This window comes from Pseudomonas sp. NFX1, from assembly GCF_051123555.1.
GTDB lineage: Bacteria > Pseudomonadota > Gammaproteobacteria > Pseudomonadales > Pseudomonadaceae > Aquipseudomonas > Aquipseudomonas capeferrum.
This window is the reverse complement of sequence record NZ_CP169366.1, coordinates 1,832,605-1,856,826: the sequence shown is the minus strand read 5'-3', so window position 1 is coordinate 1,856,826 and position 24,222 is coordinate 1,832,605. Positions and strand designations below refer to the sequence as shown.

The following is a 24,222-nucleotide window of genomic DNA, read 5'->3' as shown; positions in this document are numbered from 1 at the left end:
CTGCCCTTCTACAGGACCAACGATAAATGACCCTTACCGAACAGACCCTGCGCCAGGAGCTGGCTGCCTGTTATCGCCTGATCGCCCACTTTCGCATGAGCGACCTGATTTTCACTCATATATCCCTGCGTGTGCCCGGGCCGGATCACCACTTTCTGATCAACCCGTACGGTTTGCTGTTCGACGAGATCACAGCCTCCAACCTGGTAAAAATCGACCTGCATGGGCAGCCTGTAGCGCCGACCACGCACCCGGTCAACCCGGCCGGGTTCGTCATCCACAGTGCTATCCACGCAGCCCGTGGAGACGCCCACTGCTTGCTGCATACCCACACCCGTGCAGGGTGCGCGGTGGCGGCGCTGGCGTGCGGCCTGCTGCCGGTGAACCAGATGTCCATGGAGTTCCATGGCAAGGTGGCCTACCACGATTATGAAGGTATTGCCCTGGACCTGGATGAGCAGCAGCGGTTGGTCGCCGACCTCGGGGACAGGCCGGTGATGATCCTGCGTAACCATGGGCTGCTGACGACCGGCCGCAGCGTTGCCGAAGCGTTCTTGCGCATGTACTACCTGGAAAAGGCCTGCGAGATCCAGTTGGCGGCGCAAAGTGCCGGGCAGCTGATACTGCCGCCTGCCGCCGTGTGTGAACGGACCGAGCGGCAGTTCAATGCACCGATGCAGGGGCTGAAACAGGGGGAGTTGTCAGACCCGGATGCAGTGGCGCTGGCATGGGGGGCATTGCTGCGGATGCTGGAGCGGGTAGCGCCGGGTTACCGGGACTGAGGCCTGGCGGGCCGGCGCGGCTCCTGTAGGCGCGGCCTTGCCGGGGCGCCGGACCGGTCGGAACGGTGCGCAAAGCGCCACCCACTGTTGCGCAACCCTACCTCCCAACTGTGCTGGTCTCTCGAAAAGGAATAGCCTTATGCTGTAACGAAATATGTCTAGAAAGCCTGAAGAAGGATGTCGCAATGCCACTCAAGGACCTACTGATCGCCCTGGTGGTGATTATTGCGTGGGGAGTCAACTTCGTGGTCATCAAGGTAGGCCTGGATGGCCTGCCGCCGATGCTGCTGGGGGCATTGCGCTTCTTGTTGGTGGCCTTCCCGGCAGTGTTGCTGGTCAAGCGCCCGAAACTGCCGTGGCGCTGGCTGATCGCTTATGGCGCGACCATTTCCCTGGGGCAGTTCGCTTTCCTTTTCCAGGCCATGTACAGCGGCATGCCGCCGGGGCTGGCGTCGTTGATCCTGCAATCCCAGGCATTCTTCACGCTGGGGTTTGCCGCGTTGTTTCTGGGCGAGCGACTGCGCCTCGCCAGCCTGCTGGGGCTGCTGGTGGCCGCCAGCGGCTTGGCGCTGATCGGCAGCGAGGATGGTGGCCATGTGCCGATGCTGGCGCTGGTGCTGACCCTCTGCGCGAGCGCGATGTGGGGCGTGGGCAACATCATCACGCGGCGTTTCGGCTCGGTCGACCTGGTGGCGCTGGTGATCTGGGGTGGGTTGATTCCACCGCTGCCGTTTCTGGCCTTGTCGTGGTGGCTGGAGGGGCCTGAACGCATCGGCCATGCCCTGGCCAATATTGGCTGGAGCTCGGTACTGGCGTTGGCGTACCTGGCATTTGTCGCCACCATGCTCGGCTATAGCCTGTGGAGTACCTTGTTGTCGCGCCACCCGGCCGGCAAAGTGGCGCCGTTCTCGTTGCTGGTGCCGGTTATCGGCCTGAGCGCTTCGGCGTGGTTGCTCGGCGAGCGCCTGACCGAGCTGCAGGGCTGGGGGGCGCTGCTGGTGATGCTTGGGCTGCTGGTGAACGTGTTTGGCGCCAAAATTGGCCAACGGTTGCGGGCGGCTAGCGCGCACTGAGGGCCGGGTGCTCTGTTAGAATCGGCGCTTTTCGCCAGGCCAACGGAGCACCGTCATGATCATCTCTACCACCAGCCAGCTCGAAGGCCGTCCTATTGCCGAGTACCTGGGCGTCGTCAGCTCCGAATCGGTGCAGGGCATCAACTTCGTGCGCGATTTCTTTGCCCGTTTTCGCGACTTCTTCGGTGGCCGTTCGCAAACCCTGGAAAGCGCCCTGCGCGAGGCCCGCGAGCAGGCCACCGAGGAGTTGAAGGCGCGGGCACGGCAGTTGCACGCCGATGCAGTGGTGGGCGTGGACTTCGAAATCAGCATGCCGTCGGTGCAGGGTGGCATGGTCGTGGTATTCGCCACCGGCACGGCGGTCAGGTTGAAATAAGGCATTGTGCCACTGGTCGGTTCCAGGGTTTTAGTCTGGGCGGTCCGCAAATGACCAGCTAGTCTCACTTTTACCGGGCGCGTTCACCTAGGCAACGTATCTGCTTGCCGACGCGACCTCACTGGAGGGAGACAGGGCATGAGCGAATCCTTTTTCGAAGACCTGAACGACGCATTCCCGATCAACAGCCAGGTGCGTTGCGGCCAGTCGGCATTCCGCCTGGGTTTCGCCCACATGACGCTGGATGACTCGGAACAGCTTCAGCCTGCACATCTGCAGCGCAGCAAAAAGGGCCGCTTCATGCCGCGGGTTCCGCTGAAAAAGTGATCCCGCTCCAGCAACCCCGCCGAACGGCGGGGTTTTTGTTGATATTCGTTGACGCTGCTCATGGCATCGCCGGGTTGCACTCGCCGGATAGCCGTGAATGTGGTTTTCTGGCGCGGCATTTCAGCAAAGGGAGATTGAATGCTCATGCGAGTCAGGGAAGAGACCTATTGGCAGTGGGCGGACGCTCAACTGCACAGCCGCAGCCACGATGAAGCGCTCAGTGACGGGACCACGCTCGACGTGCAGGTGCGCCTATCGCGCCTGGGCGCTACCCAGCTGTTTCTCGGTATCTACGCTGGGAATGGCCGGGCATTGCTGGAAGAGTATTACCCAGCGCGCCCGGGTGAGACCATGACCCGGGCGTTGGTCTGGGGCGTCGAGCGGGCCCGCGCGCTGGCCACCGGCGCATTGCCCTTGCCGGCCATGGCGCGCACGCGTCGGCGGGCATGAAAAAGCCCGGCCTTTGCGGGCCGGGCTCAATGGCGGGTGAGGCCACTCAGTTGAGTGGTTCGATCACCTTGACTGCCCCCCGCTCACGGGCGGCGGGCCATTCTTGTTGCAGGGTCTGCAGGACGCGGCCAACGAACTCGGTGTCGGCGGCGGCCTTCTTGCCGACGTAGCCCTGGCCACGGCGGTAGACCTTGAAGCGTGCACGCATGCTTGGCAGGTGCTCTTCGAATTCATCTTCGATGGTGTTCGGTGGCAGGCGGTCGAGACGCACCTCACCGGTCTGGCTGACCCACAGCAGATGGTCGTCGAGGCTGTCTTTGCGCACGGCGAACAGCTGGGCCAATTGGTCGATTGTGGGATTGTTGTTCAAGTTCATCATAAAGCCCCCATTACCCATTCGTAGGTGATTTTCACAGTTGGCGCTACCACGGTGTAGCGCACTACCAACGCTGCTACAGCAGCATCGCAACAGGGGCTTTCACACGCTGCCTTTTGGACAGTTCCCTCTCCACGGACGGCCTGCGTTACCGCGCAGGCCGTCTGGAACACCCTTGCCACCGCTCCCGATCGGGGAGACAGCCTCATCATGCCCAAGGGCGATGAACGGCGTCAACCGTTTTGTAGTGAATATTTTTGCTCACTACATCTTGTCCGACAATCCTGTCGGAAGGGCCTGTCAGTGGTCGAGGGACGAGAGAATCCGGTACGCGGCGCGCACGCGTGCCTCGTTGGGATAGTTGCGGTTGGCAAGCAGTACGATGGCTTTGCCTTGCGCCGGAATGAACGCCACATAGGCACCGAAACCGTTGGTGGCGCCGGTCTTGTTGTACCAGGCGTCAGGCACGGCCGGGAGCGCGGGGTTGAGGCGGCGGGTGGCCTGCGGCGCAAGGGCGAACTTGGAACTGTTGCCGTTGACCAGGGTGTCGAGTGACGCTGGGTAGGGGTAACGTTCCCAGCCCAGGCCTTGGGTCATGCTACCGACCTGGAAGTAGCCGGCCTGGGTAATGGCGGCAGCCTTTTGCAGGGCTGGCGCAAGTTCGGCCGGTTGCATGTGCAGGCGCACGTAGCGCAGCAGGTCGGTGGCGCTGGTCTTGATGCCATAGGCCGCATCGGCAAAGGGCCCCGCGCTGACGCGCACCGGCTGGTCATGCGCGTCGTACCCTTGCGCATAGAGCCGCTGTGCATCGGCCGGAACGTGCAGGTAGGTGTGCTTGAGGCCCATTTGCGGGAGAAGCCCCTCGGTCATCAGCTCGGCGAATGGGCGGTGCTGCGCGCGCGCCGCCAGGTCACCGAACAACCCAAGGCTGGGGTTCGAGTAGCAGCGCTGGGTGCCGTGTTTGGCAACGGGTTGCCAGTGGCGGAAGAAGGCCAGCACCTGTTCGTCTGTGTGCACCGCGTCGGGGAACTGCAATGGCAGGCAGTCGGCGCTGTAGGCACCGAATTCCAACACGCTGGCTTCGCCCAGCGGCGTGCCGGCGAGGGCGGGCTGGTAGCGCTGGGCAGGGGCGTGTAGGTCAAGCTTGCCTTCGGCGCTGGCCAGCGCCGCAAGCGTGGCGGTGTAAGTCTTGCTCAGTGAGCCGACCTCAAACAGGGTATCGGCGCTAACCGGCGAGTTATCGGCCTTATTGGCCACGCCATAGTTGAAGTAATGCGCCTGGCCATCGGCGTACAGCGCCACTGCCATACCGGCGATTTGGTGTTCCTGCATGAGCGGCCGGATGACCTCGTCGACCTGGGCCTGCAGTGGATCGGCCGCCTGCGCGGTGATTGCACTCATGGCAAGTGCAGCCGCGAGAGGGAAGGGCGCGAGGCGATAGCGTGGCATCAAGTACTCCTTTGTCCGTTGAGCGATACCGGTGGGGGTTCCGGCGTTAGCGAAAATTAACCCGAGACCTTATCGTCTGCCGTTGCATAACGACAAGACGGAAACTGTTATGAAGTATTTGCGCATGTTATTCGATAATTTCACCCTGGCCTTGCTGGGGGTGGTGCTTATCGCCACCGTGCTGCCTTGCTCGGGCGACGGGGCGGTGTATTTCGGCTGGCTGACGAACCTGGCTATCGGCTTGCTGTTCTTCCTGCACGGTGCCAAGCTGTCGCGCGAAGCGATCATCGCCGGCGCCGGGCACTGGCGCCTGCACCTGCTGGTGTTCTCCTGCACGTTCGTGCTGTTCCCCTTGCTGGGGCTGGCATTCAAGCCGTTGTTCGTGCCGCTGGTGGGCAACGAGCTGTACCTGGGCGTGCTGTATCTGTGTGCGTTGCCAGCCACGGTACAGTCGGCCATTGCCTTCACCTCGCTGGCCCGCGGCAACGTGCCGGCAGCCATTTGCAGCGCGGCGGCTTCCAGCCTGCTGGGTATCTTCCTCACGCCATTGCTGGTGATGATGCTGCTGGGCGCCAGCGGTGATACCGGCTCAGGGCTGGATGCGGTGCTGAAGATTACCCTGCAGCTGCTGGTACCCTTCGTAGCCGGGCAGATCGCCCGCCGCTGGATTGGCGCGTGGGTCAAGCGCAACGCGCGCTGGCTCAAGGTCGTGGACCAGGGTTCGATCCTGCTGGTGGTCTACACCGCGTTCAGCGAGGCGGTGGTTACCGGCCTGTGGCACACGGTGTCGCCACAACATCTGGCGGGGCTGTTTGTCGTCTGCGGGATCTTGTTGGCGGTGGTGCTGTACGGTACCCGCCTGCTTGGCAAACTGCTTGGCTTCGACCTGGAAGACCGCATCACCATCCTGTTCGCCGGTTCGAAGAAGAGCCTGGCCACTGGAGTGCCGATGGCTCAGGTGCTGTTCGTGGGCAGTGGCATTGGCGCGATGATCCTGCCGCTGATGCTGTTCCATCAGATCCAGCTGATGGTCTGCGCGGTGCTGGCGCAGCGTTATGCCAGCCGTGAGGGGTTGGCCGAAAAGGCTCCTGCGGCGTCATGATGTGTGTGTAGGAGCGGCCTCGCCGGGAGGCCGCTCCTATACGTTACCTTGCCTGGCCGGAACTGCGCTCTCGGAGCGCCTTGGCCACTTCGGCCTCTATCTTGTAAGCGGGCCCTTCAAGCTCATTGAAATCACGTGTGTAGCGCCGGGCGAATTCCTCTACCCCCAGCACCTGGTACTGCTGCACGTGCTTGAGCTCGTGCGCCCACAGCGCCACATTGTCTTCGGCATCGCTGGCATGGCGGAAGATGATCGTGTCGATCAACGTCACCGCATTCACGTCGGGATTCTGCAGCATGGCATTGGCTGCGCTCATCTGCTGTTCGTCGCCCACCCTGAAGCGAACGGCATCGAGCACGGCGAAGTCATACCAGGCTTCAAGCTGGGCGTGGATGTGCAGGGGCATCGGTTCACTGCCGCTGGCATTGGCTTCGTCGCGGGCCTGGCGCAATGCGTAGGCCAGGCTGGTCGACGCCATGGCTTCCACGTCCTTGAGGATCTGCCCGGCCTGCCCTGGGTCGACCGGGGCGCAAAAACACCCCATCAGGCATACCTGATACTGCCCCGGCGGGCAGGCTTGCTCGGCCAGCACCGGCGCGCTCAGGAATAGGCCAAGCAACAGGTCAACGGGTTTCATTCAAGGCCTTTTCAACGAACGTGCGGCTGGCGTCCAGTACCTGCGATTGCACCGCCTCACTGGCCAGCATGCGCCCGACCAGCAACGCGCCGACGCATTGGCTGATCAATACCCAGGCCAACGCTTCATCCTCCAGTGTGGCAGCCCAGGCCTTGTGCAGGTCGACCAGCAAATGCTCGGCCACCTCTCGCACTGCAAGGTCTGCCCGAGCGATCTCCACCCCCAGCGGCGGCAAGGGGCAGCCACCTTCGGCATTGTGCAAGTGAGCCAGGCTCAGGTACTGCTGCAGGCAACGGCCAAGGCGTTCGCGGCTGGCGCCTTGGCTGGCCAGGCGTGCCAGTGGGCTGTTGCAGAGTTCCTGACGCACCACTTCGGTGAACAGATCATCCTTGGACGGGAAGTGGTTGTAAAAGGCACCGCCGGTCAGCCCGATGGCCTTCATCAGCCCGGCCACGCCGGTGCTGGTAAAGCCACCGCGTTTGGCTAGCGCACCGCTGGTGGCCAACAGCTTTTCCCGGGTTTGTTGCTTGTGCTCGCTGGAATAGCGCATTCACGAACCTCTGCGCACTGGCTTGACGATGGGGCCGATCATAACATAGCGTTCGTTTACTAAACGATCATTCACCAAAGAGGCACACATGACTCGACAACAAAAAGTAGTGCTTGTGATCGGCGCGGGGGATGCCACCGGGGGCGAGATTGCCAAACGGTTCGCCAGGGAGGGCTACGTCGCCTGCGTCACCCGCCGACAGGCTGACAAGCTGCAACCGCTGCTGGACGAAATACGCGCAGCGGGCGGCCAGGCCCATGGCTTTGGCTCCGATGCGCGCAAGGAAGATGAGGTAGCGGCGCTGGTGGAGACCATCGAGCGTGATATTGGCCCGATCGAGGCGTTTGTCTTCAATATCGGCGCCAATGTGCCTTGCAGCATTCTCGATGAAACGCCACGCAAGTACTTCAAGATCTGGGAAATGGCCTGTTTTGCCGGGTTTCTGACCGCTCAGGCAGTGGCCCGGCGCATGGTGGTGCGTGAACGCGGCACGATTCTGTTTACCGGCGCTACCGCAGGTACACGGGGTGCCGCCGGCTTTGCCGCATTTGCCGGCGCCAAGCACGGCCTGCGGGCGTTGGCGCAGAGCATGGCGCGTGAGTTGGGGCCGCGCAATATCCATGTGGCCCATGTGGTGGTGGATGGTGCCATCGATACCGCGTTCATTCGTGACAGCTTCCCCGAGCGCTACGCCCTGAAGGACCAGGATGGCATCCTCGACCCGGCCAACATTGCCGACAGCTACTGGTTCCTTCACGCCCAGCCGCGAGACGCCTGGACATTCGAACTGGACCTGCGCCCCTGGATGGAACGCTGGTAAGCCCCCTCATCGATCAAGGACCATATCCATGACCAATACCGTCGAATTCTTCTTTGATCTTGGTAGCCCGGCCAGCTACCTGGCGTGGACGCAACTGCCGGGTATTTGCGCCCGCCAAGGTGCAACGCTGCACTACCGGCCCATGCTGCTGGGCGGGGTGTTCCAGGCCACCGGCAATGCGTCCCCGGCAATGATCCCGGCCAAGGGTCGCTACATGTTCACCGACCTGGGGCGCTTCGCTGCCCGCTACAGTGTTCCGTTCGGGCTGCCGCCGGGGTTTCCGCTCAATACCCTGATGCTGATGCGCGGGGTAATCGGCACGCAGTTGCAAGACCCGCAGCGCTTCGAGGCGCTGTTGAAGGCATTGTTCACTGGGATGTGGGGCGAGCGGCGGAATCTGGGTGACGCGGCAGTGTTGCAACAGACCCTGGAACAGGCCGGCTTCGACATTGCCGCATTCAGTGCGCTGGCGGGCGACGCGCAAGTGAAGGCTGCGCTCAAGCAGGCGACGGAGGATGCGGTGGCGCGCGGCGTGTTTGGCGCACCGACCTGCTTTGTTGGCGATGAGATGTTTTTTGGGCAAGACCGCCTGGACTTTGTCGAGGACGCGCTGCGTCAGCGTGCCAGGCGTGTTTCCAGCTGAGTGCGCTCCCACTGGCTGAGCAGGTCGGCCGGGTTGGTGCCGTAGCGGTACCAGTCTTCAAGCCCGGCTTGATCGCCGTTGGGTGCCTGGCAGTGGACGCAATGGGCAAGGCCTTCAGCGTCCACGGCCAGGGTCATCTGCCAGCCTTCGATCGTCACATCGACCAGGCCATCGTGGCGGTGAGCGCTTATTTGCAGGGCGTGAACACCCAGGGCTGCGTCGCGCAAGCGCTGATAGGCTTCCCGCGTGCTCACGGTACCGCTACGGCTCACTGTCAGAAATTCGCCGGGGTATTGGCGCTGATGATCTCGGCCTCATCCTGGCCGATGTTCTTGAAGCTGTGGGGCAGGGTGGTGGGGATGTAGTAGCCATCGCCCGAATTGAGCACGCTGACCTGGCCATCGACCCACAATTCGACCGTGCCACGGGTGACCAGGCCGCACTCTTCGCCTTCTGCATGCACGATCGGCTCGCCCGAGTCGGCGCCCGGTGCGTACAGCTCGCGCAACATGCGCATCTGCCGTGCCTCGACACTGGCGCCGACCAGCAGCATGCGCAGGCCGTTGCGGCCCAGGTCTGGTTGCTCGCTGGCGCGGAACACGAAGCGCTCTTCCCTTACTGGCTCGTCGAAGCTGAAGAACTCCGCCAGGCTCATCGGGATGCCTTCGAGCAGTTTTTTCAGGGAGCTGACCGAAGGGCTGACGCGGTTCTGTTCGATCTGCGAGATCGTCGAGTTGGTCAGCCCGCTGCGGCGGGCCAGTTCCCGTTGGGAGAGGTTGTTGCGTTCACGCACCAGTTTGAGTCGCGTCCCCGTGTCCATAGCCGCCTTGTAATCAGAGGTGTCAAAAATAATGAGCGACGCATTAAAACACACTCTGCACGCTTGCGCGCTGTGCTTATCAGGCCCGCTTCTCGCGTGGCATCGGCCATAGCCCGACCAGCAGCAAAAGTGCAGCCACCGCCAGGAACGGCAAGCGCGGGTCGAGGGCATACACCAGCGTGCCGGCCAGTGGCCCGATTACCGCGCCCATGCCCTGGGCAGCGCCGATCGAACCGGCGGTGGCACCTTGTTCAGAGGCTTGCATGGCATTGGCGGCGAGTGCCGAGAATGCCGGGAACACAAAGCCCATGCCGGCGGCGGCGACGAAGTAGCAGGCCCACAGCCAGGGCGCCGTGGTCGCCAGTGCGCCGCAGGCAAAACCGACCGCCGAGACACTGGCACCCACCCGAATCATTTTCAATGGCGGCCACTCCAGTTGGCGCAGCACCACCTGCGCCAGGATCAGTGCCACACCCACCGTGGTCAAGGCGATGCCGGCAGCCTGGGCGGCCTCGGCCGGGCCCAGGTGCAGGCGGTCGAGGGCGAAGAAGCCGACGGTGATTTGCGACACCGTGACACTGAGCATGGCGCTGAAGGCCACCAGCAAAGGCCGGCGCAGGCGCGGATCGCTCAAGTGCACAGGGCTGGGCGCGTGGCTTTTGGCCAGTGCCTGTGGCTTGAGGGTGAACAGCAGCACGAAGAACGCGCAGGCCGGCAGCAGCGACATGAGGTGGAACGGCAGGCTCAGGCTGTGCCGCGCCAGCAGTGCGGCCAGGGCCGGGCCCAGCACCAGGCCGACGGCGTTGGCGGCCCCCAGCGAGGCCATGGCCCGCGCCCGCTGCTGCGGTTCGACATGGTCGGCGATCATTGCATTGCAGGCCACCGGGATGGCGGCATAGAACGCCCCGATGCACCCGCGGGCGAGCATCAGGCCAATAAAGGCCAGGGTTGCGCCAGGCAGCCAGCGCAGCGCGCCTTCGACGAACAGGCACAACAGCCAGTAGGCGAGGGTGAAGCCTGCGCTGCCAAGCAGCAGCACGCGCCGGCGCCCGAGCCGGTCGGCCGCGCGGCCCCAGGGGCGGGCCAGCAGTACCCAGACCACACCGGCCACGGTCACGGCGGCACCGGCTTGCCAGGTGGCCATGCCGAGTTGCCGGGCGATCGGGCCGATCAGGGCGACGAAGGCCATCATCGACATGGTACAGGCCATGTTGGCCAGCAGCAGTGGGCGTAAGTCCAGGGTGCTGGCAGGAACGAGAGTGGCAGGATCCTTTGCGACGTTCATAGGGCAGTCCAGAGTTTTTAGCGAAAAGTATGCCGATCTTAATAAGAAGCATTATCGATTGTCGAACACCCTGGACCGCTTCGGCTCAGTCGCTGCGACGCAGGGGGCCAGGCCACATGCTACGCAAGACGCTGTCGCGGCGCACCAAGGCATGCATCAGGGCTGCGCCCAGGTGCAGCACAACCGTCGCGAACAGCAGGTAGCCGGCCCAGCCGTGGGCTTGGCGCAGCACGGCATACAGCTGAAGGTCATGCGGGGCGATCGCAGGCAACTGCAGGGGCCGCGGATAACCGCCGGCCGAAAGCATCGCCCAACCCAGCAGGGGCATGGCCAGCATCAAGGCATAGAGCACCAGGTGCGAGGCCCCGGCGGCGAGCCGTTGCAGCGTTGGCAGGTCGCGTGGCAGCGGTGGGTGAGGCAGCGTCAAGCGCAGGGCAATACGCAGCAGCACCAGTACCAGCAAGGCCAGGCCTGTTGCCTTGTGCAGCTCGATCAGCAACGGATGGCGCAGTGACAGGTCGCTGACCATGCTCACGCCGATGAACAGCATGGCCACGATCAGCACGGCCATCAGCCAGTGCAGCAGGCGAGCGAGGGGATGGAAGGCTTCGGGTTTCATGGGCGGGCTCCGGTGCCGAGCGATTCGCGGCTACGGCGGTTGAACGATTCCGAATACGCGGCCGAACGGGCGGCGAGGATCGGGTCGGCGGTCGCTTCGATGCCATGGGGCAAGATCAGCGGGTCGAAGTTCAAGTCTCGGCAAGCGCCTTGTTCAGCCGCGTCCGCCTGTTCGAGCACGAGCGTGCCGGCATCCACGCTGCGTCGCTGTGCAGGCCAGGGGCTGGCGGGGTCGTCCACGGCGTCGCCGGGCTCGGCCAGGACCAGGCGCAGGGTCCAGCGCAGCGGCCCTTGGGCCAGGCGCTGTTGCAGGTCATGCTGCAGGAACAGTTTGTCGTCCACCTGCCCTGGCAGCGCCGTAAACGCCGTCTGCGGCTCCAGTTGCCAGCGCACTGGCTGGGCCGCCCCGGCGGCGTCGATCAGGCGAAAGGCATTGATGCTGTGGTACTGGGTACTGGCAAAGCTGTTGCTCGGCTTGTAGCTCGCGGCCCACTGGCGGAACGCCGCGCTTTCAGGGTGAGCAGCGAAGAACGCCTGCTGCCTGGCCGGGTCCGGTTTGCCGGTGGCTGGGTCAGGCGTGCTCGCCAGTACCTGTTCATAGAAGGCTTGCGGCGTGCTCACCGCCAGCACGGGCGGGTTGTTCATGCCGGTACGCCAGACCTGCCCGTCGTCGCTGCTCAACTGAAGCGCCAGGCTGCGCACCGGGATGGCGGTGTCTGGCGCATAAGGGTTGGCGCCACCGATGGCGAAGCGGCCGATCACCGGCACCCGTGCCTGGCTGAACACCCGCGCCGTGGACAGGCTGGCAGCCTGCCCGCTGGCCTGGAAGTAGCCACTGACGCACAGGCCTTTGGCGTGGTTCTTGCGGTAGCCCGGGTAGTGCCCGGCCTGGGCTTCGAAGGTGTCGATGATGCGCTGCGGCGTCAGCTTGGCTGCGCCGATCCAGCCCGCGGCATAGGCAAAGCCGACGCCCGCTGCCAGCATCACAGCGCCGATGGCGACCAGGCGCAGGGCCTTGGCGGGGCCGTGCAAGGGTGAGTTCATGGTTGTCGTCCGGTTCAGTGAAGATGCCGGTACGACGGGGCAGGGCAAAACTTATTCCCTGGGAGGGAATAGATTTTGTTGCCGGGCGTCTGCCCCATACACTGACAACCCCAGAGGCCGGGACATTTGCCATGCACGATCTGGACGAACACCAGTGGCGCGAGCTGCTTGCACGTCTGCGCCGCTTTGCCTTGTGGTTGACGCGCGAACCCGGCAGCGCCGACGACCTGGTGCAAGCCACCGTCGAGCGCGCCTTGAGCCGCCATGGTCAGCAACGCGAGGCAGAGGCGCTGCGCGCCTGGCTGTTCACCATCCTTTACCGGCTGTTTCTCGACGGCAAGCGTCGCGACCGCCTGCATGCCCGTTGGCTGTCCTGGTTTGGCCGTGCCGAGGTGGAAAGCGAGCCGGTCGGCGGCAATATCGAGGCCATCGTCCTGGCCCAGGCTGACCTGCAGGCGTTTGCCCGGTTGTCTGCCGAGCAGCGTGCCTTGCTGTTGCTGGTGAGCATCGAAGGCTTGAGTTACAAGGAGGCCGCCCAGGCTTTGGGCATCCCCATCGGTACTGTGATGTCGCGCTTGTCGCGCGCCCGCAATGCCTTGCGCGAACTGACCGAGGGCAACCCTCAACCCCCGGCCTTGCGGAGACTGAAATGACGCGCCTGATCCCCAGCGAAGACGAATTGCATGCTTATGTCGATGAACGCCTGGCGCCGGGGCGTCGGGCCGAAGTGCAGGCCTGGCTTACGGCCAACCCGCAGCAAGCGGCCAGGGTCGAGGCGTGGCGCAGTGATGCCCGCCGCCTGCGTGCGGCATTGGCCGGCCTGGGTGAACAACCAGGGGCTGCGCAACTCGACCTGGGCCAGCTGCGCCTGCGGCTGCGCCAGCGTCGTCAACGGCGCTGGGCGTCGGCGGCGGTGTTGCTGCTGGCGCTCGGCGTGGGGGGGATGGGCGGCTGGCAGGTGCGGGATGCCACGCTGGCAAGGGTCGACCTGCCGATGGCCGATGCGGTCCAGGCTCATCGGTTGTTTGCCGGCAGTGAGGCACTGGATATCCAGGCCAGCGACCCGACCCAATTGCGTGAATGGCTGGGGCGTCACTTCAACCGCGTGGGGCAGTTGCCGGACTTGGCGGGTTACGGGTTCCGGCCGGTGGGGGCGCGATTGCTCAGCAACGAGCAGGGGCCGGCGGCATTGTTGGTGTTTCAGGATGGCAGGGGTGAACGGATCAGCCTGTTCATGCGCTCGCCCAGCGAGCATTACCAACGCATGCCTGATGGGCAGCGGGTTGATGGGCAGCTGGAGGCGCGGTATTGGTCACATGGGGCTTACAACTTTGCGCTGGTCAGTGCGGCGGACGATACGCGTGGGGCGGGGGTCGGGGCGGCGCTGCGTTTGGGGTTGTAGGGCGGCAGGTGCAGGGCGGTGGATTTTCAGCGTTTATGAGATCGAGCGCCGCCCGCGCGGCGCTCGATCTCCCAGGCGCTGCAAATCTACCGCCTACACCCAGCCTCGATCAGCTCAACTCCAGCCAGATCGGCGCATGGTCGGACGGCTTTTCCATCCCACGCAGTTCATAGTCCACGCCCGCTGCCTTGATCCGCGGCACCAGGTGCTGCGAGGCCATGATCAGGTCGATGCGCAGGCCACGTTTTGGATCGTCCTCGAAACCACGGCTACGGTAATCGAACCAGCTGAAGCGGTCGGCCACTTCCGGGTAAAGGTGGCGGAAGCTGTCGACCAATCCCCAGCCCTTGAGGCGCTCCATCCACTCGCGCTCTTCGGGCAAGAAGCTGCATTTGCCAGTCTTGAGCCAGCGCTTGGCGTTGTCCGGGCCGATGCCGATGTCGCAGTCCTGGGGCGAGATGTTCATGTCGCCCATCACCAGTACCGGCTGGTCATTGCGGAACTGACCTTCGAGCAACGCCTGCAGGTCACTGTAGAAGCGCTGCTTGGCCGGGAACTTGGTGGGGTGGTCGCGGCTTTCACCCTGGGGGAAGTAGCCGTTCATGATGGTGACCGGGTTGCCATCGGCATCGGCGAAGGTGCCCCAGATGAAACGGCGCTGGGCGTCTTCTTCATCGGTGGCAAAGCCCTTGTGCAGGCTCAGGGGGGCCTGGCGCGACAGCAAGGCAACGCCGTAGTGACCCTTCTGGCCGTGGTAGTGCACGTGGTAACCCAGCGCCTGGACATCGGCCAGCGGGAACTGATCGTCACTGACCTTGGTTTCCTGCAGGCCGATCACGTCCGGCTGGTGCTTGTCGATCAAGGCCGCCAGCTGATGCGGGCGGGCACGCAGGCCGTTGATGTTGAAACAGACGATCTTCATGGAAAGACAATCCTGGCAAAAGCCGCGATGCTAGCCGACATCGCACGTCATCACCAGCATGGCGGGTTGCGAGTGCTGCTGCTAACGTGCTGTAGGGGGTGAACGATGCGCGGTGGAGCCCCTCCAAGGCACTGTAAGCCCATTCCAGGAGGACTGCCCGCAATGCCCGACACCACTGCCACCCCGGCCCGTATCTGCCAGCTCGACGATGGTTACAGCCGCGAGGCACGTTCGCTGCTGTACAACGCCTACCGCCACGAGCCTACGTTCGCCTACATTTTCGAAGCGCAGCGCCCAGGCTATGAGCGGCGTTTGCGCGTGATGGTGCGTGAATGGGTACGCCAGCATTTCTATCTGCAATTGCCTGCAATCGGCCTGCTGGTGGATGACCGCCTGATTGCCGTGGCCCTGATCGTGCCGCCGCTGCGCAGGCTGGGGGTGGCCGACAGCTGGGCCTGGCGTTTGCGCATGATGCTGGGTACTGGCCTGCGCTGTACGCGGCGCTACATGGATTACCAGGCGGCATTGGCCAGTTGCCTGCCCACAGACCAGGTGCACGTGTTGCCGTTGCTGGGGGTGCATCCACAGTTCCAGGGGCGCCAGTACGGCGAGCAATTGTTACAGGCTGTGCATGACTGGTGCGCAGAAGACCCGAGCACCCAGGGCGTGGTGCTGGACACCGGCAATGAGCACTACCTGGCGTTCTATCAGCGTCAAGGCTATGAGGAAATTGGCGAGGTTGCTGTAGGGCCTATCCGTGAGAGGGTATTTTTTCACCCCAACCCGGTCTCTTCGAATCCTGCTTTTGCCTGACAGGCCGCCAGACGGCTCCCTTGAGCGCCCGGCTCTGGTAGCATGCGCCGCATGACGTATTCAGGAAGATTGACCTGGGGCCTGGTTTTCTGGGTCGCCAGTTTTGCAGCATGGGGCCAGAGCGAGTTGTTGGTGAAGGTAAAGCCCGCCAACAAAGCGCTCAAGGCCAATGTCGAAGGCTATATTGGCAACCTTGGCGACCGCGACGAAGAAGCGCTACTGCGCTTCAGCCGCGGGGCCGAGGAGCAGGCGCGCAAAGCAGCGCAGGCACTTGGCTACTATCAGGCCCAGATCGAAACCGAGGTCAAGCCTCCGACCAAGGCCGACCAACCCGCGCAACTGATCATCCAGATCGCGCCGGGCGAGCCGGTAAGGCTGCGCGACGTGACCGTGCGTATCGAAGGCCCTGCCAGTGAAATGAAGGCGTTCCGGGTGCCCGACAGCAAGGCGTTGCGTGCTGGCGAGCAGCTCAACCACGGCCTGTATGAGGATGCCAAGCGGCTGATCCAGAATCAGGCCTCGCGCTATGGGTTCTTCGCCGGCCGCTTCAGCCGCCAGCGCCTGGCGGTTGACCCCCAGGCCGGTGTGGCCGACATCGAACTGGTCTACCAAAGCGGCCCTCGTTATCGCCTGGGCGCAGTCAAGTTCGGTGGTGACACCCCCCTCGATGATGACCTGCTGCAGCGCATGGTCTCGTTCAAACCCGGCACACCCTACGATTCCGAGCTGATCGCCGAGCTCAACAACGACCTGCAATCGAGTGGCTACTTCGAAGGCGTGCGGGTAGATGCCGCGCCGACAGCTGCCGTAGGTGAGGACATCCCCGTGGATGTCCGCCTGGAAACCCGCAAACCCCGCACCATGGGCCTGGGCCTGGGCTTCTCGACCGACGTCGGGCCACGCGGCAAGGCCAACTGGACGCGGCATTGGGTCAACCCCCAAGGCCACAGCTATGGCTGGGAAACCGAGCTGTCGGCCCCCCGTCAGAACGTCGGCCTGTGGTACGACATCCCGCTGGACCCGCCGCTGACCGACAAGTTGCGCTTTGCCGGCGGTTACCAGAACGAGGAAATAGCCGGTACCGACACCCTCAGCAAGCTGCTGACGGTTGGCCCGGAATGGCACAGCAAGTTGCCCAGTGGCTGGCAGCGGGTCATCTCGCTCAAGTACCAGCGTGAGGAATACCGCCTGGGCGATGACTCGGGGCTGAGCAACCTGCTGATGCCGGGTGTGAGCTTTTCGTACCTGCGCAGCGACAACCGTATCGACCCACACAACGGCTACCGCTTGCAGTTCGATACACAGGTGGCCAAGGAAGGGCTGGTGTCCGACACCAACCTGCTGCACGGCAACGTATTGCTCAAAGGCCTGACCACGCTCGGCCACAACCATCGCTTCCTCGGCCGGGTGCAGTTCGGCGGCAGCGCCACCAACGGTTACAAGCACAACATCCCGCCTTCGCTGCGCTTCTTCGCCGGTGGTGACCAGAGCGTGCGCGGCTATGACTACCAGACCCTGTCGCCGAAAAACAGCGATGGCGACCGCATTGGTGGGCGCTACCTGGTGGCAGGTAGCGTCGAGTACCAATATTCAGTGACTGAGAAGTGGCGGGTGGCGACCTTCGTCGATCAAGGTAACTCGTTCAACACGCTCGAACTGCCCAGCCTCAAGACCGGGGTAGGTATTGGCGTGCGTTGGGTTTCACCGGTCGGGCCGCTGCGCCTGGACCTGGCCAAGGCACTCGATGACGAGGGTGGTATCCGCCTGCACTTCTCCATGGGGCCTGAGCTGTGACACGTGTGTTCAAATTCATTCTGCTGGGGCTACTCGGCCTGGTATTGACTGTGGGCCTGGCGCTTGGCGTGCTGGTAGGTACCGAAAGCGGCAGCCGCTGGGCGTTGGCAAAGGTGCCGGGGCTTGAGGTTGCTGATTTCACGGGCCGACTGGCCGGCACTTGGCAAGCCAGTCGGCTGAGCTGGGTCGACGGCGGTAACCGGGTCGAAGTACAGGCGCCTCTATTGGCTTGGTCGCCCGCGTGCCTGTTGCGTGGCACCTTGTGTATCGAGCAGTTGCATGCCCAGCGCATCGACATGGCGTTTGCGCCGAGTGAAACGCCTGCCGACAGTGGTCCTTTGCAGCTCCCGGCCTTGCGTTTGCCGGTGGCCATCGAACTGGGTGAGGTCAAGGTCGGCCAGTTGCGCCTGGACGGCAGCGACCTGCTCGGTGATCTGCAACTGGCGGCGCACTGGACCCGGACCGGGATGCGCATCGATAGCCTGCAACTGCAACGGGACGACCTGCGCCTGGACTTGCAAGGTGACTTGCAGCCCGAAGGCGACTGGCCTGTGCAATTGCAGGGGCAGGTTCAACTGCCCTCGGTGGAGGGCAAAAGCTGGCAGCTGGCACTGGCAGCAAAAGGCGAGCTGCAGAAAACCCTTACGCTCGAAGGCACCAGCTCGGGTTACCTCGATGCAAGCTTGAACGGTGAGTTGCAGGCGTTGGCCGAACACCTGCCGGCAACGTTGCAGATCCGCTCTAAGGCCTTCAAACCGGCCGCTTCGCTGCCCGACACCGTGCAGTTCAACCAGCTCGAACTGAACGCCAAGGGCGATCTGCTCAAGGGCTATTTACTGTCGGGTTCGGCCAGTCTGCCCGCAGAACAGTCGCCGATCGCCTTGGCCTTGTCCGGGCGGGTAGACAGCAAGGGTGCCAAGCTCGATGCCCTTGACCTCAGCGCCAGCGATAGCCAGCGGCTCAAGCTGCAGGCTACTGCCGACTGGCAACAGGGCCTGAGCGCCGATGCCCAGCTCGAATGGCTGGATTTCCCATGGCTGCGCCTGTACCCACTGGAAACGCCGCCCGACGTCACGCTCAAGCGCTTCAACGCCCAGGTTCGCTACCGCGATGGCAACTACCAGGGCGCCTTCAATGGCGACCTTGACGGCCCTGCAGGTGCCTTCACGCTGGCCAGCCCGTTCGAGGGTGACCTGACTCAGGTGAAGCTGCCACAGCTGGCGCTCACCGCCGGGCAGGGCAAGGCCGCCGGCAGTGTCGCGGTGCGCTTCGCCGATACACTGGCGTGGGATGTCGATCTGCAGCTTTCGGCGCTGGACCCTGCGTACTGGCTTGCCGAACTGCCGGGTACCCTGGCCGGGCCTCTGCGCAGCAAAGGTGAAATGAAGGGTGAGGAGCTTAAGCTCGATGCCCAGCTCGACCTCAAAGGCCGCCTGCGCGGTCAGCCGGCGGTGCTCAAGGTCGAAGCGCAAGGGGCAGGGCAGAGCTGGACCCTCGGCGCCCTGGCGATCCAGTTGGGTGACAATCGCATCAACGGCAGCGGCAGCTTGCAACAGCGGCTGGCAGGGCGGGTGGATCTCGACCTGCCCCGCCTGGGCCAGCTATGGCCCAGGCTGCAAGGGCAAGTCAAAGGCCGGCTGGACATTGCTGGCAACTTGCAAGCGCCCCAGGGCACGCTCACCTTGCAGGGCCAGCAACTGGCGCAGGCCGAGAACCGTATCCAGCGACTGGACCTCGACGCCCGGCTGGATAACGCCCAGCGTGGCGTGATCGAGCTGAAAGCGGGTGGCATACACCTGGGCGACACGGCGCTGGGCACCTTGCAGGCCAATGGCAAAGGTGACATTCGCCAGCAAGCCCTGACGCTGGCGCTCGACGGCCCGCAGCTCAAGCTCGACCTTGGCCTGGACGGCCAGCTGAACAAGGGCGATTGGCGTGGTCGGTTGGCCAGTGGGCGGATCCAGGCCGGTGGCCAGGACTGGCAGTTGCAGGCACCGGCACGCTTGCAGCGCCTGGCCAGCGGCCAGCTGGATTTCGGCGCCCATTGCTGGCGTTCCGGTCAAGCCAGCCTGTGTGGTGAAGACCAGCGCCTGGCGCCGGAGCCGCGCCTGCGCTACCACCTCAAACAGTTCCCCCTGGACAGCCTGGCCCAGTGGCTGCCAAAAGATTTTGCCTGGCAAGGCCTGCTGAACGCCGACGTCAACCTCGATGTGCCGGCCACTGGCCCCAAGGGCAGCATCGTTGTCGATGCCAGTGGTGGCACCCTGCGGGTGCGTGACAAGGACCGCTGGGTCGACTTCCCTTATCAGGCCTTGCGCCTGGACAGCACCCTGGCGCCACGACGTATCGATGCCCGCCTGGCATTTCGCGGCGAGCGCCTGGGTGAACTGAGCGTGAATACCCGCATTGACCCACTGGGCAAGAATAAACCGCTGTCGGGTGATTTCAGCCTGGCGGGCCTGGACCTGTCGGTGGCCCGCCCATTCGTGCCCATGGTCGAGCGCCTGACCGGGCAACTCAATGGCAGCGGTCGTTTGTCGGGCACCTTGCTTGCGCCACAGGTCAACGGCAACCTGGTGTTGAGTGGTGGCGAGGTCAGCGGCGCCGAGTTGCCGCTAAGCCTGCAAGACCTGTCATTGCAGGCAACCATTGCGGGCGAGCAGGTTCAGCTCAATGGCAATTGGCGCAGTGGCGAAGCAGGGCGCGGCCAACTGACCGGTAACCTCACCTGGGGCCAGGCGCTGGGCATGGACCTGCGTTTGCAGGGCCAGCAATTGCCGGTGACGGTGGAGCCCTACGCGACCCTGGAAGTCGCTCCCGACCTGAACCTGCGCCTGATCGACGACAAACTTGCGGTGACGGGCAAGGTCCAGGTGCCAAAAGGCAAGATCACGGTACGCGAACTTCCGCCATCAACCGTGAAGGTGTCCGATGACACGGTGATCATCGGCCATCAGACAGAAGAGGGTAAACAGCCCCTGGCAATGGCGATGGACATCGATGTCGAGGTTGGGCGAGACAAGCTGTCGTTCAGTGGTTTTGGCCTCACTGCCAACCTGCTCGGCCATGTGCACATCGGCGACAACCTCGATACCCGGGGTGAGTTGAGCCTGGCCGATGGCCGTTACCGTGCCTATGGGCAGCGCCTGACCATTCGCCGGGCGCGGCTGCTGTTCGCTGGCCCGATTGATCAGCCGTATCTGGACATCGAGGCCATTCGCAAGGTCGATGATGTGATTGCCGGTATCCGTTTGAGTGGCAGTGCCGAGCAACCGACCACGCAGGTGTTCTCCGAGCCCGCCATGAGCCAGGAGCAGGCGCTGTCGTACCTGGTGCTGGGGCGCCCGTTGGGCACATCGGGTGAAGACAACAACATGCTTGCCGAAGCAGCGTTGGGCCTGGGGCTGGCCGGCAGTGCCGGTATCACCGGGAGCCTGGCGTCGAGCCTGGGCATCGATGATTTCCAGCTGGATACCGAAGGTTCGGGCAACACCACCAGCGTGGTCGCCAGCGGCAACCTGACCGAGAAACTGAGCCTGCGTTACGGGGTAGGGGTGTTCGAGCCTGCCAACACCATCGCGTTGCGCTACAAGTTGAGCCGGATGGTCTACCTCGAGGCGGCCAGCGGGTTGGCCAGCTCGCTGGATATCTTCTACAAGCGGGACTTCTGATAGCCGCGGTCAGCAACGGACCGTGGCCGCTTCGATGAATTCATTGGAGCCGGAGAGGGGTGGGGGACTGGACCTGGGTCTGCGTACCGGTGTGATCAGGCTGGTGTATTCCTCGATCAGCCGGTTCAGCGCTTCAGGCGGCTCGCTGGCCTGAAACTGCATGCGGATCTGCACCTCGTCGGGGTCGCGACTTTCGCCCTGACGGCCTTGGCCGCCAATGGTGACCTTGAAGCTGGCCGCAGTGTGCTCGCTGGCGGTCAGCAATGCTTCTTGCGCCTCGGTGCCCTTGACCCGAACCGACAAGTCGACCTGCATGCGTTCCAGAGCCAGGCCCTTGGGTGATACCAGCGCAAACAAGGGCACGCGCATGATGTGCTGTTCATCCATGGCCACTTCGACCATCTTGGCCTTCATCGGGGCGCCCAGTGCTTCGGTGTCGCAGTCGAAGAACTGATCGAACAGGTTGATGTACTGTTGAGCAATCAGGCTGTTGGTGGCACTGGCGGCTTCTTGCAGGCCCCGCGTGATTTCGCGCAGGTCGATGGATGTCATGGGGGCTAGGGACTTGTCCAATCATTCGGCTCCTGGGTGGGATGGTGCCCCCTGCTGCGAGGGGGCGATTCTTGCCAGCTTCAATTTGTTGGCGGGGTTTCACTGTCAGCTGGTTGTTTGCCAGGGGCCTGCGGATTGGTGCCTGCCGTGGGGCCTTTCAACCTGTCGGCCTGCGAGATAGCGTCTGAGCTATCAAGCGTCGCGCTCTTGACGATGGTGGGTTTGGTTGCGGCTTCGGTCAGGAAGTCGATGACCCTCATCATTGCTTCGGGCGGGTCCTGCCGCTTCAAGGTAGTGTTGAACGCGTAGCGGGCGCGGGTATCGGTCTTGCGGGTTTGCGTGGACTTGTGGCTGATGCTGCCCTTGACGTTGAGGCTGAATGGCCCCCAGCCAAGCGACCCGGTGGCTTCTGCGGCCATGTTCTTGTCGGCTACATCTTCCGACATCTGATTGATGGTCAGTTCGAACTCGACATTGCCTTCTTCGATGGAGATGTTCGGGTGGGTGATCGCTGCCACCAGCGGCACTTTCATCGTTTTGCTGACGACGCCTTGGTATTCGCCCTGTTCATCGACGATGGTTTCGTCATAGTCGAACTGGATCGCGACGGCCTTGCCTTCCTGAACGCAGACTTGCATCAGGAAGTCGGCATAGGACTTGCTGGCGGTGACCTGCGCCTGGACCATGGCTTGCAGGGGGCCTGCAATCATACGGTCCATCGGCAAGGCATTGATGACGGATCCGATGAGGCTAGAGTCTATGGACATAGCTGGATTCTCTTTTTAGTGGGGGTGCATGAAGGGTCGTCAGTAACGACCTCGTTGCTCATTGGCTAGCGAACGCAAGGTTCCTGGCGGCGGATATTGCCGATCTGGCGCAGGCTCAAGCCGTATTTGTCGGCCAGCAAGCTGCGCGACAAACCATCGGCGCTTTCTTTCTGGATCTGCAGGTTGCGCAGCTGGCGCATGAAGTGATCGGCCTTGGGGATTTCCAGGGCTACGCCGGCGAAGCGTTTGATCAGCGCATCGAGCGCCTCGGCCGGGAGTACATCGGCAAGCTTGGTCCGCTCGCGATGCTTGGGGATGTATTTGGGTCTGCCGCCATAGGTGCAGGTCAGCTGGAAGGCGTTTTCGATACCGATGCAGTCGATCAGCGCTTGCAATGAATGCGGCAAATGACTGATGTCTATGCAGGTGAGGTCTGGTAACTCCATGCGACGCTCCTTCGTTCAGGGTTGCGATGCGGTAAGCGATCACCCGCGGCGTTATGTCGAAGGTGTGACTGGATTCTCAGGTAGAGTCAGGGCACGTCGCTAGGCGGCATTTAGGCTGGGGTTTGTAGCCTCGGTGAACAGGGTTTGCAGGCAGCGATTTCGCTTGTTGTAGGACACTGCTTCAACTACTCGCCGCAGCTGTTGATTTTCCGTTGTCGCACTTCATAGCTTGCAAGTTGGGGGTTGGGACCCTCAGTCGCACGGATAGCTGCTCAACAGGCTGGCACTTTTCAAGTAGGCCTTGGGGGTTGTGCCCATGCCCTGTGGCAGGGCGCGCCAGTCCACAAGCAGGCACAGAGCACTGAACGCATGCTCGCCGCGCTTTCCTACAGTGCGATCGGGAAAGTCACGGCGATAAAGTGCTCGGGTCTGCTGCACGGGGTAAACTTGATCGGCCTGCGCCAAGGTCTGGCGGGCCAGCTCTGGCAGCAGCGATGCCGGCACGGTGAAATGAACCTGACCGGTGTGGGCTTGCAGGTAGCCGGCTTCGCGAGCGCGTTGCCAGAGTTGCTGCCATTGGCTGGAACCGGCGTTGGCGGCCAGTTCGCTGCCTAGATTGAGCAACTGCTCGGCGGGCGCCTGGCGAGTGTCCAGCGCGTAGGCAGGGAGGTAAGTCAGGGCAAGGGATGCGAACAGCATGGATCTGTACATGGTGCCTCCGGCACGGGCGATGAGGGCCCAATGCTTTCAGGCGAACGGCACCATGCTAAGCAGGAAATGCAGCGCTGGTGCGGGTGAGCGTTGTATCATTGCCGCGGCTCGTTGCGAGCCATTTGCCCCTGATGTTGCAAGGAACTTTGAATGACACATGTGCAGCGCCTCAAATATTCACTTCTGATCATCCTGGTGGTACTGGGCCTCATGCTGGGCATGTCCCACCTGCAAAAGCAAGGCACGATCAGTGAGCAGACCTTCCAGATGCTGGCGATCGCCATTGCCGTGGTCGTGGTCGTGATAAACGGCATTCTGCGGCGCAAGGTCAAGCGCTGAGCTGTGCGGGCCGGCCAACTGTGGCCGGCCATACGCTCAGCGCGGGGCGGTTTGATCCAGCACGGCGCGGGCCTGGGGGTTGAGGCTGTAGCATTTGTCGCTGCCCAGGTTGATGACGCCTTCGGCGCACAGCCGCTTGAGTACTTCACGCACACTGAGGAACGACAGCGGGATATCCAGTTGTTCCAGTTGCGCGTGCACACCACGCACGCCGATGCTGCGGCCATTGCGGTCTGCCGCATGCAGGGCATCGATCACTTTGAGCCGAATGAGGCTGGTGCGCAGGCCAAAGGTGCGCAACAGCTCGCGAATCTGTTCGTTACCAACACGTTCCTCGACGAAAGCGTCCTGTCCTTTGGGCGCCTTCCCCGGGATGTGCCCGGCCTGCATTGAGGGTTGCGGGTTGTACATGTGAATGCTCCTTTTCGTGGACTAACCCGAAATGTGGTTGCC

The 24,222-nt window shown here is 63.2% G+C and carries 29 protein-coding genes; 14 read left to right on the top strand and 15 right to left on the bottom strand.

The window, feature by feature from the left end; all coding sequences use genetic code 11:
- Positions 1-26 precede the first annotated feature (26 nt).
- The 5 genes from DJ563_RS08050 (at position 27) to DJ563_RS08030 (ending at position 3,008) form a co-directional block, all read left to right on the top strand.
- Entirely contained in the window at positions 27-782 is a 756-nt protein-coding gene (locus DJ563_RS08050) for a class II aldolase/adducin family protein (protein WP_434519215.1), read from the top strand.
- A gap of 185 nt (positions 783-967) precedes the next feature.
- Positions 968-1,855: an EamA family transporter gene (locus DJ563_RS08045; RefSeq protein WP_434519214.1), complete on the top strand. Its 888-nt coding sequence runs from the start codon at positions 968-970 to the stop codon at positions 1,853-1,855.
- Positions 1,856-1,910: 55 nt separating this feature from the next.
- Complete coding sequence (locus DJ563_RS08040) at positions 1,911-2,231, top strand: YbjQ family protein (protein ID WP_008098148.1); 321 nt, start codon at positions 1,911-1,913, stop codon at positions 2,229-2,231.
- 138 nt (positions 2,232-2,369) lie between these two features.
- Entirely contained in the window at positions 2,370-2,558 is a 189-nt protein-coding gene (locus tag DJ563_RS08035; protein WP_033698317.1) for a hypothetical protein, read from the top strand.
- A 138-nt stretch (positions 2,559-2,696) separates the two neighbouring features.
- Positions 2,697-3,008, top strand: coding sequence for a hypothetical protein (locus DJ563_RS08030; RefSeq protein ID WP_047583027.1), 312 nt, complete (start codon positions 2,697-2,699; stop codon positions 3,006-3,008).
- 46 nt (positions 3,009-3,054) lie between these two features.
- Here the strand turns inward: DJ563_RS08030 and DJ563_RS08025 are convergent, their stop codons facing one another.
- Entirely contained in the window at positions 3,055-3,387 is a 333-nt protein-coding gene (locus DJ563_RS08025) for a hypothetical protein (RefSeq protein WP_033698313.1), read from the bottom strand.
- A 297-nt stretch (positions 3,388-3,684) separates the two neighbouring features.
- A complete protein-coding gene (gene ampC, locus DJ563_RS08020) occupies positions 3,685-4,833 on the bottom strand; it encodes a class C beta-lactamase (RefSeq protein WP_274098529.1) in 1,149 nt (382 codons plus the stop codon).
- Positions 4,834-4,942: 109 nt separating this feature from the next.
- On the opposite strand from ampC, the gene DJ563_RS08015 reads away from it, so the two are divergent.
- Positions 4,943-5,935, top strand: coding sequence for a bile acid:sodium symporter family protein (locus tag DJ563_RS08015; protein WP_033698311.1), 993 nt, complete (start codon positions 4,943-4,945; stop codon positions 5,933-5,935).
- Positions 5,936-5,978: 43 nt separating this feature from the next.
- Here the strand turns inward: DJ563_RS08015 and DJ563_RS08010 are convergent, their stop codons facing one another.
- Complete coding sequence (locus tag DJ563_RS08010; protein WP_434519213.1) at positions 5,979-6,572, bottom strand: eCIS core domain-containing protein; 594 nt, start codon at positions 6,570-6,572, stop codon at positions 5,979-5,981.
- Positions 6,559-7,122: a TetR/AcrR family transcriptional regulator gene (locus tag DJ563_RS08005; protein ID WP_434519212.1), complete on the bottom strand. Its 564-nt coding sequence runs from the start codon at positions 7,120-7,122 to the stop codon at positions 6,559-6,561. The genes DJ563_RS08010 and DJ563_RS08005 overlap by 14 nt, the downstream gene beginning before the upstream one ends.
- A gap of 88 nt (positions 7,123-7,210) precedes the next feature.
- Between DJ563_RS08005 and DJ563_RS08000 the strand changes: the two genes are divergently transcribed.
- A complete protein-coding gene (locus DJ563_RS08000) occupies positions 7,211-7,942 on the top strand; it encodes an SDR family oxidoreductase (RefSeq protein WP_274098526.1) in 732 nt (243 codons plus the stop codon).
- A gap of 28 nt (positions 7,943-7,970) precedes the next feature.
- Positions 7,971-8,585 (top strand): 2-hydroxychromene-2-carboxylate isomerase, encoded by a 615-nt coding sequence (locus tag DJ563_RS07995; RefSeq protein WP_434519211.1) that lies wholly within the window; start codon positions 7,971-7,973, stop codon positions 8,583-8,585.
- Here the strand turns inward: DJ563_RS07995 and DJ563_RS07990 are convergent.
- The 5 genes from DJ563_RS07990 to DJ563_RS07970 all read right to left on the bottom strand — a co-directional run bounded on the left by DJ563_RS07990 (position 8,558) and on the right by DJ563_RS07970 (position 12,352).
- Positions 8,558-8,857, bottom strand: a complete 300-nt coding sequence (locus tag DJ563_RS07990; RefSeq protein WP_274098524.1) for a DUF7693 family protein — start codon at positions 8,855-8,857, stop codon at positions 8,558-8,560. The genes DJ563_RS07995 and DJ563_RS07990 overlap by 28 nt on opposite strands.
- A gap of 2 nt (positions 8,858-8,859) precedes the next feature.
- A complete protein-coding gene (locus tag DJ563_RS07985; protein WP_027594799.1) occupies positions 8,860-9,405 on the bottom strand; it encodes a cupin domain-containing protein in 546 nt (181 codons plus the stop codon).
- A gap of 79 nt (positions 9,406-9,484) precedes the next feature.
- Complete coding sequence (locus DJ563_RS07980; protein WP_400615250.1) at positions 9,485-10,690, bottom strand: MFS transporter; 1,206 nt, start codon at positions 10,688-10,690, stop codon at positions 9,485-9,487.
- An 85-nt stretch (positions 10,691-10,775) separates the two neighbouring features.
- The gene (locus DJ563_RS07975) at positions 10,776-11,309 is read right to left on the bottom strand and encodes a cytochrome b (protein WP_274098522.1); all 534 of its coding nucleotides are present in this window, start codon (positions 11,307-11,309) and stop codon (positions 10,776-10,778) included.
- The gene (locus tag DJ563_RS07970) at positions 11,306-12,352 is read right to left on the bottom strand and encodes a catalase family peroxidase (RefSeq protein WP_434519210.1); all 1,047 of its coding nucleotides are present in this window, start codon (positions 12,350-12,352) and stop codon (positions 11,306-11,308) included. The genes DJ563_RS07975 and DJ563_RS07970 overlap by 4 nt, the downstream gene beginning before the upstream one ends.
- A gap of 131 nt (positions 12,353-12,483) precedes the next feature.
- On the opposite strand from DJ563_RS07970, the gene DJ563_RS07965 reads away from it, so the two are divergent.
- Positions 12,484-13,005 (top strand): sigma-70 family RNA polymerase sigma factor, encoded by a 522-nt coding sequence (locus tag DJ563_RS07965; RefSeq protein ID WP_033698297.1) that lies wholly within the window; start codon positions 12,484-12,486, stop codon positions 13,003-13,005.
- Positions 13,002-13,754: an anti-sigma factor family protein gene (locus DJ563_RS07960; RefSeq protein WP_434519209.1), complete on the top strand. Its 753-nt coding sequence runs from the start codon at positions 13,002-13,004 to the stop codon at positions 13,752-13,754. The genes DJ563_RS07965 and DJ563_RS07960 overlap by 4 nt, the downstream gene beginning before the upstream one ends.
- A gap of 109 nt (positions 13,755-13,863) precedes the next feature.
- Here the strand turns inward: DJ563_RS07960 and xthA are convergent, their stop codons facing one another.
- Entirely contained in the window at positions 13,864-14,676 is an 813-nt protein-coding gene (gene xthA / locus DJ563_RS07955) for an exodeoxyribonuclease III (protein ID WP_033698293.1), read from the bottom strand.
- A gap of 162 nt (positions 14,677-14,838) precedes the next feature.
- Between xthA and DJ563_RS07950 the strand changes: the two genes are divergently transcribed.
- From DJ563_RS07950 to DJ563_RS07940, 3 genes are read left to right on the top strand one after another with little or no spacing between them, the layout of a single operon-like run.
- A complete protein-coding gene (locus tag DJ563_RS07950) occupies positions 14,839-15,489 on the top strand; it encodes a GNAT family N-acetyltransferase (RefSeq protein WP_033698291.1) in 651 nt (216 codons plus the stop codon).
- 51 nt (positions 15,490-15,540) lie between these two features.
- Positions 15,541-17,283, top strand: coding sequence for an autotransporter assembly complex protein TamA (locus DJ563_RS07945; protein WP_274098050.1), 1,743 nt, complete (start codon positions 15,541-15,543; stop codon positions 17,281-17,283).
- On the top strand, positions 17,280-20,954 hold the full coding sequence (locus tag DJ563_RS07940; protein WP_434519208.1) for a translocation/assembly module TamB domain-containing protein: 3,675 nt from the start codon (positions 17,280-17,282) through the stop codon (positions 20,952-20,954). Before DJ563_RS07945 ends, DJ563_RS07940 begins: the two co-directional genes overlap by 4 nt.
- A gap of 9 nt (positions 20,955-20,963) precedes the next feature.
- Here the strand turns inward: DJ563_RS07940 and DJ563_RS07935 are convergent, their stop codons facing one another.
- From DJ563_RS07935 to DJ563_RS07920, 4 genes are all read right to left on the bottom strand, one after another.
- On the bottom strand, positions 20,964-21,527 hold the full coding sequence (locus DJ563_RS07935; protein WP_434519207.1) for a DUF2589 domain-containing protein: 564 nt from the start codon (positions 21,525-21,527) through the stop codon (positions 20,964-20,966).
- 59 nt (positions 21,528-21,586) lie between these two features.
- Positions 21,587-22,273, bottom strand: a complete 687-nt coding sequence (locus DJ563_RS07930) for a DUF2589 domain-containing protein (RefSeq protein WP_434519206.1) — start codon at positions 22,271-22,273, stop codon at positions 21,587-21,589.
- Between the two features lie 65 nt (positions 22,274-22,338).
- Complete coding sequence (locus DJ563_RS07925; RefSeq protein WP_274098054.1) at positions 22,339-22,719, bottom strand: Mor transcription activator family protein; 381 nt, start codon at positions 22,717-22,719, stop codon at positions 22,339-22,341.
- 252 nt (positions 22,720-22,971) lie between these two features.
- On the bottom strand, positions 22,972-23,430 hold the full coding sequence (locus tag DJ563_RS07920; RefSeq protein WP_274098055.1) for a hypothetical protein: 459 nt from the start codon (positions 23,428-23,430) through the stop codon (positions 22,972-22,974).
- A gap of 150 nt (positions 23,431-23,580) precedes the next feature.
- On the opposite strand from DJ563_RS07920, the gene DJ563_RS07915 reads away from it, so the two are divergent.
- Entirely contained in the window at positions 23,581-23,769 is a 189-nt protein-coding gene (locus DJ563_RS07915) for a hypothetical protein (protein ID WP_274098056.1), read from the top strand.
- Between the two features lie 36 nt (positions 23,770-23,805).
- On the opposite strand, the gene DJ563_RS07910 is transcribed toward DJ563_RS07915, so the two are convergent.
- Positions 23,806-24,180: a fe2+ zn2+ uptake regulation protein gene (locus DJ563_RS07910; protein ID WP_274098057.1), complete on the bottom strand. Its 375-nt coding sequence runs from the start codon at positions 24,178-24,180 to the stop codon at positions 23,806-23,808.
- Positions 24,181-24,222 lie beyond the last annotated feature (42 nt).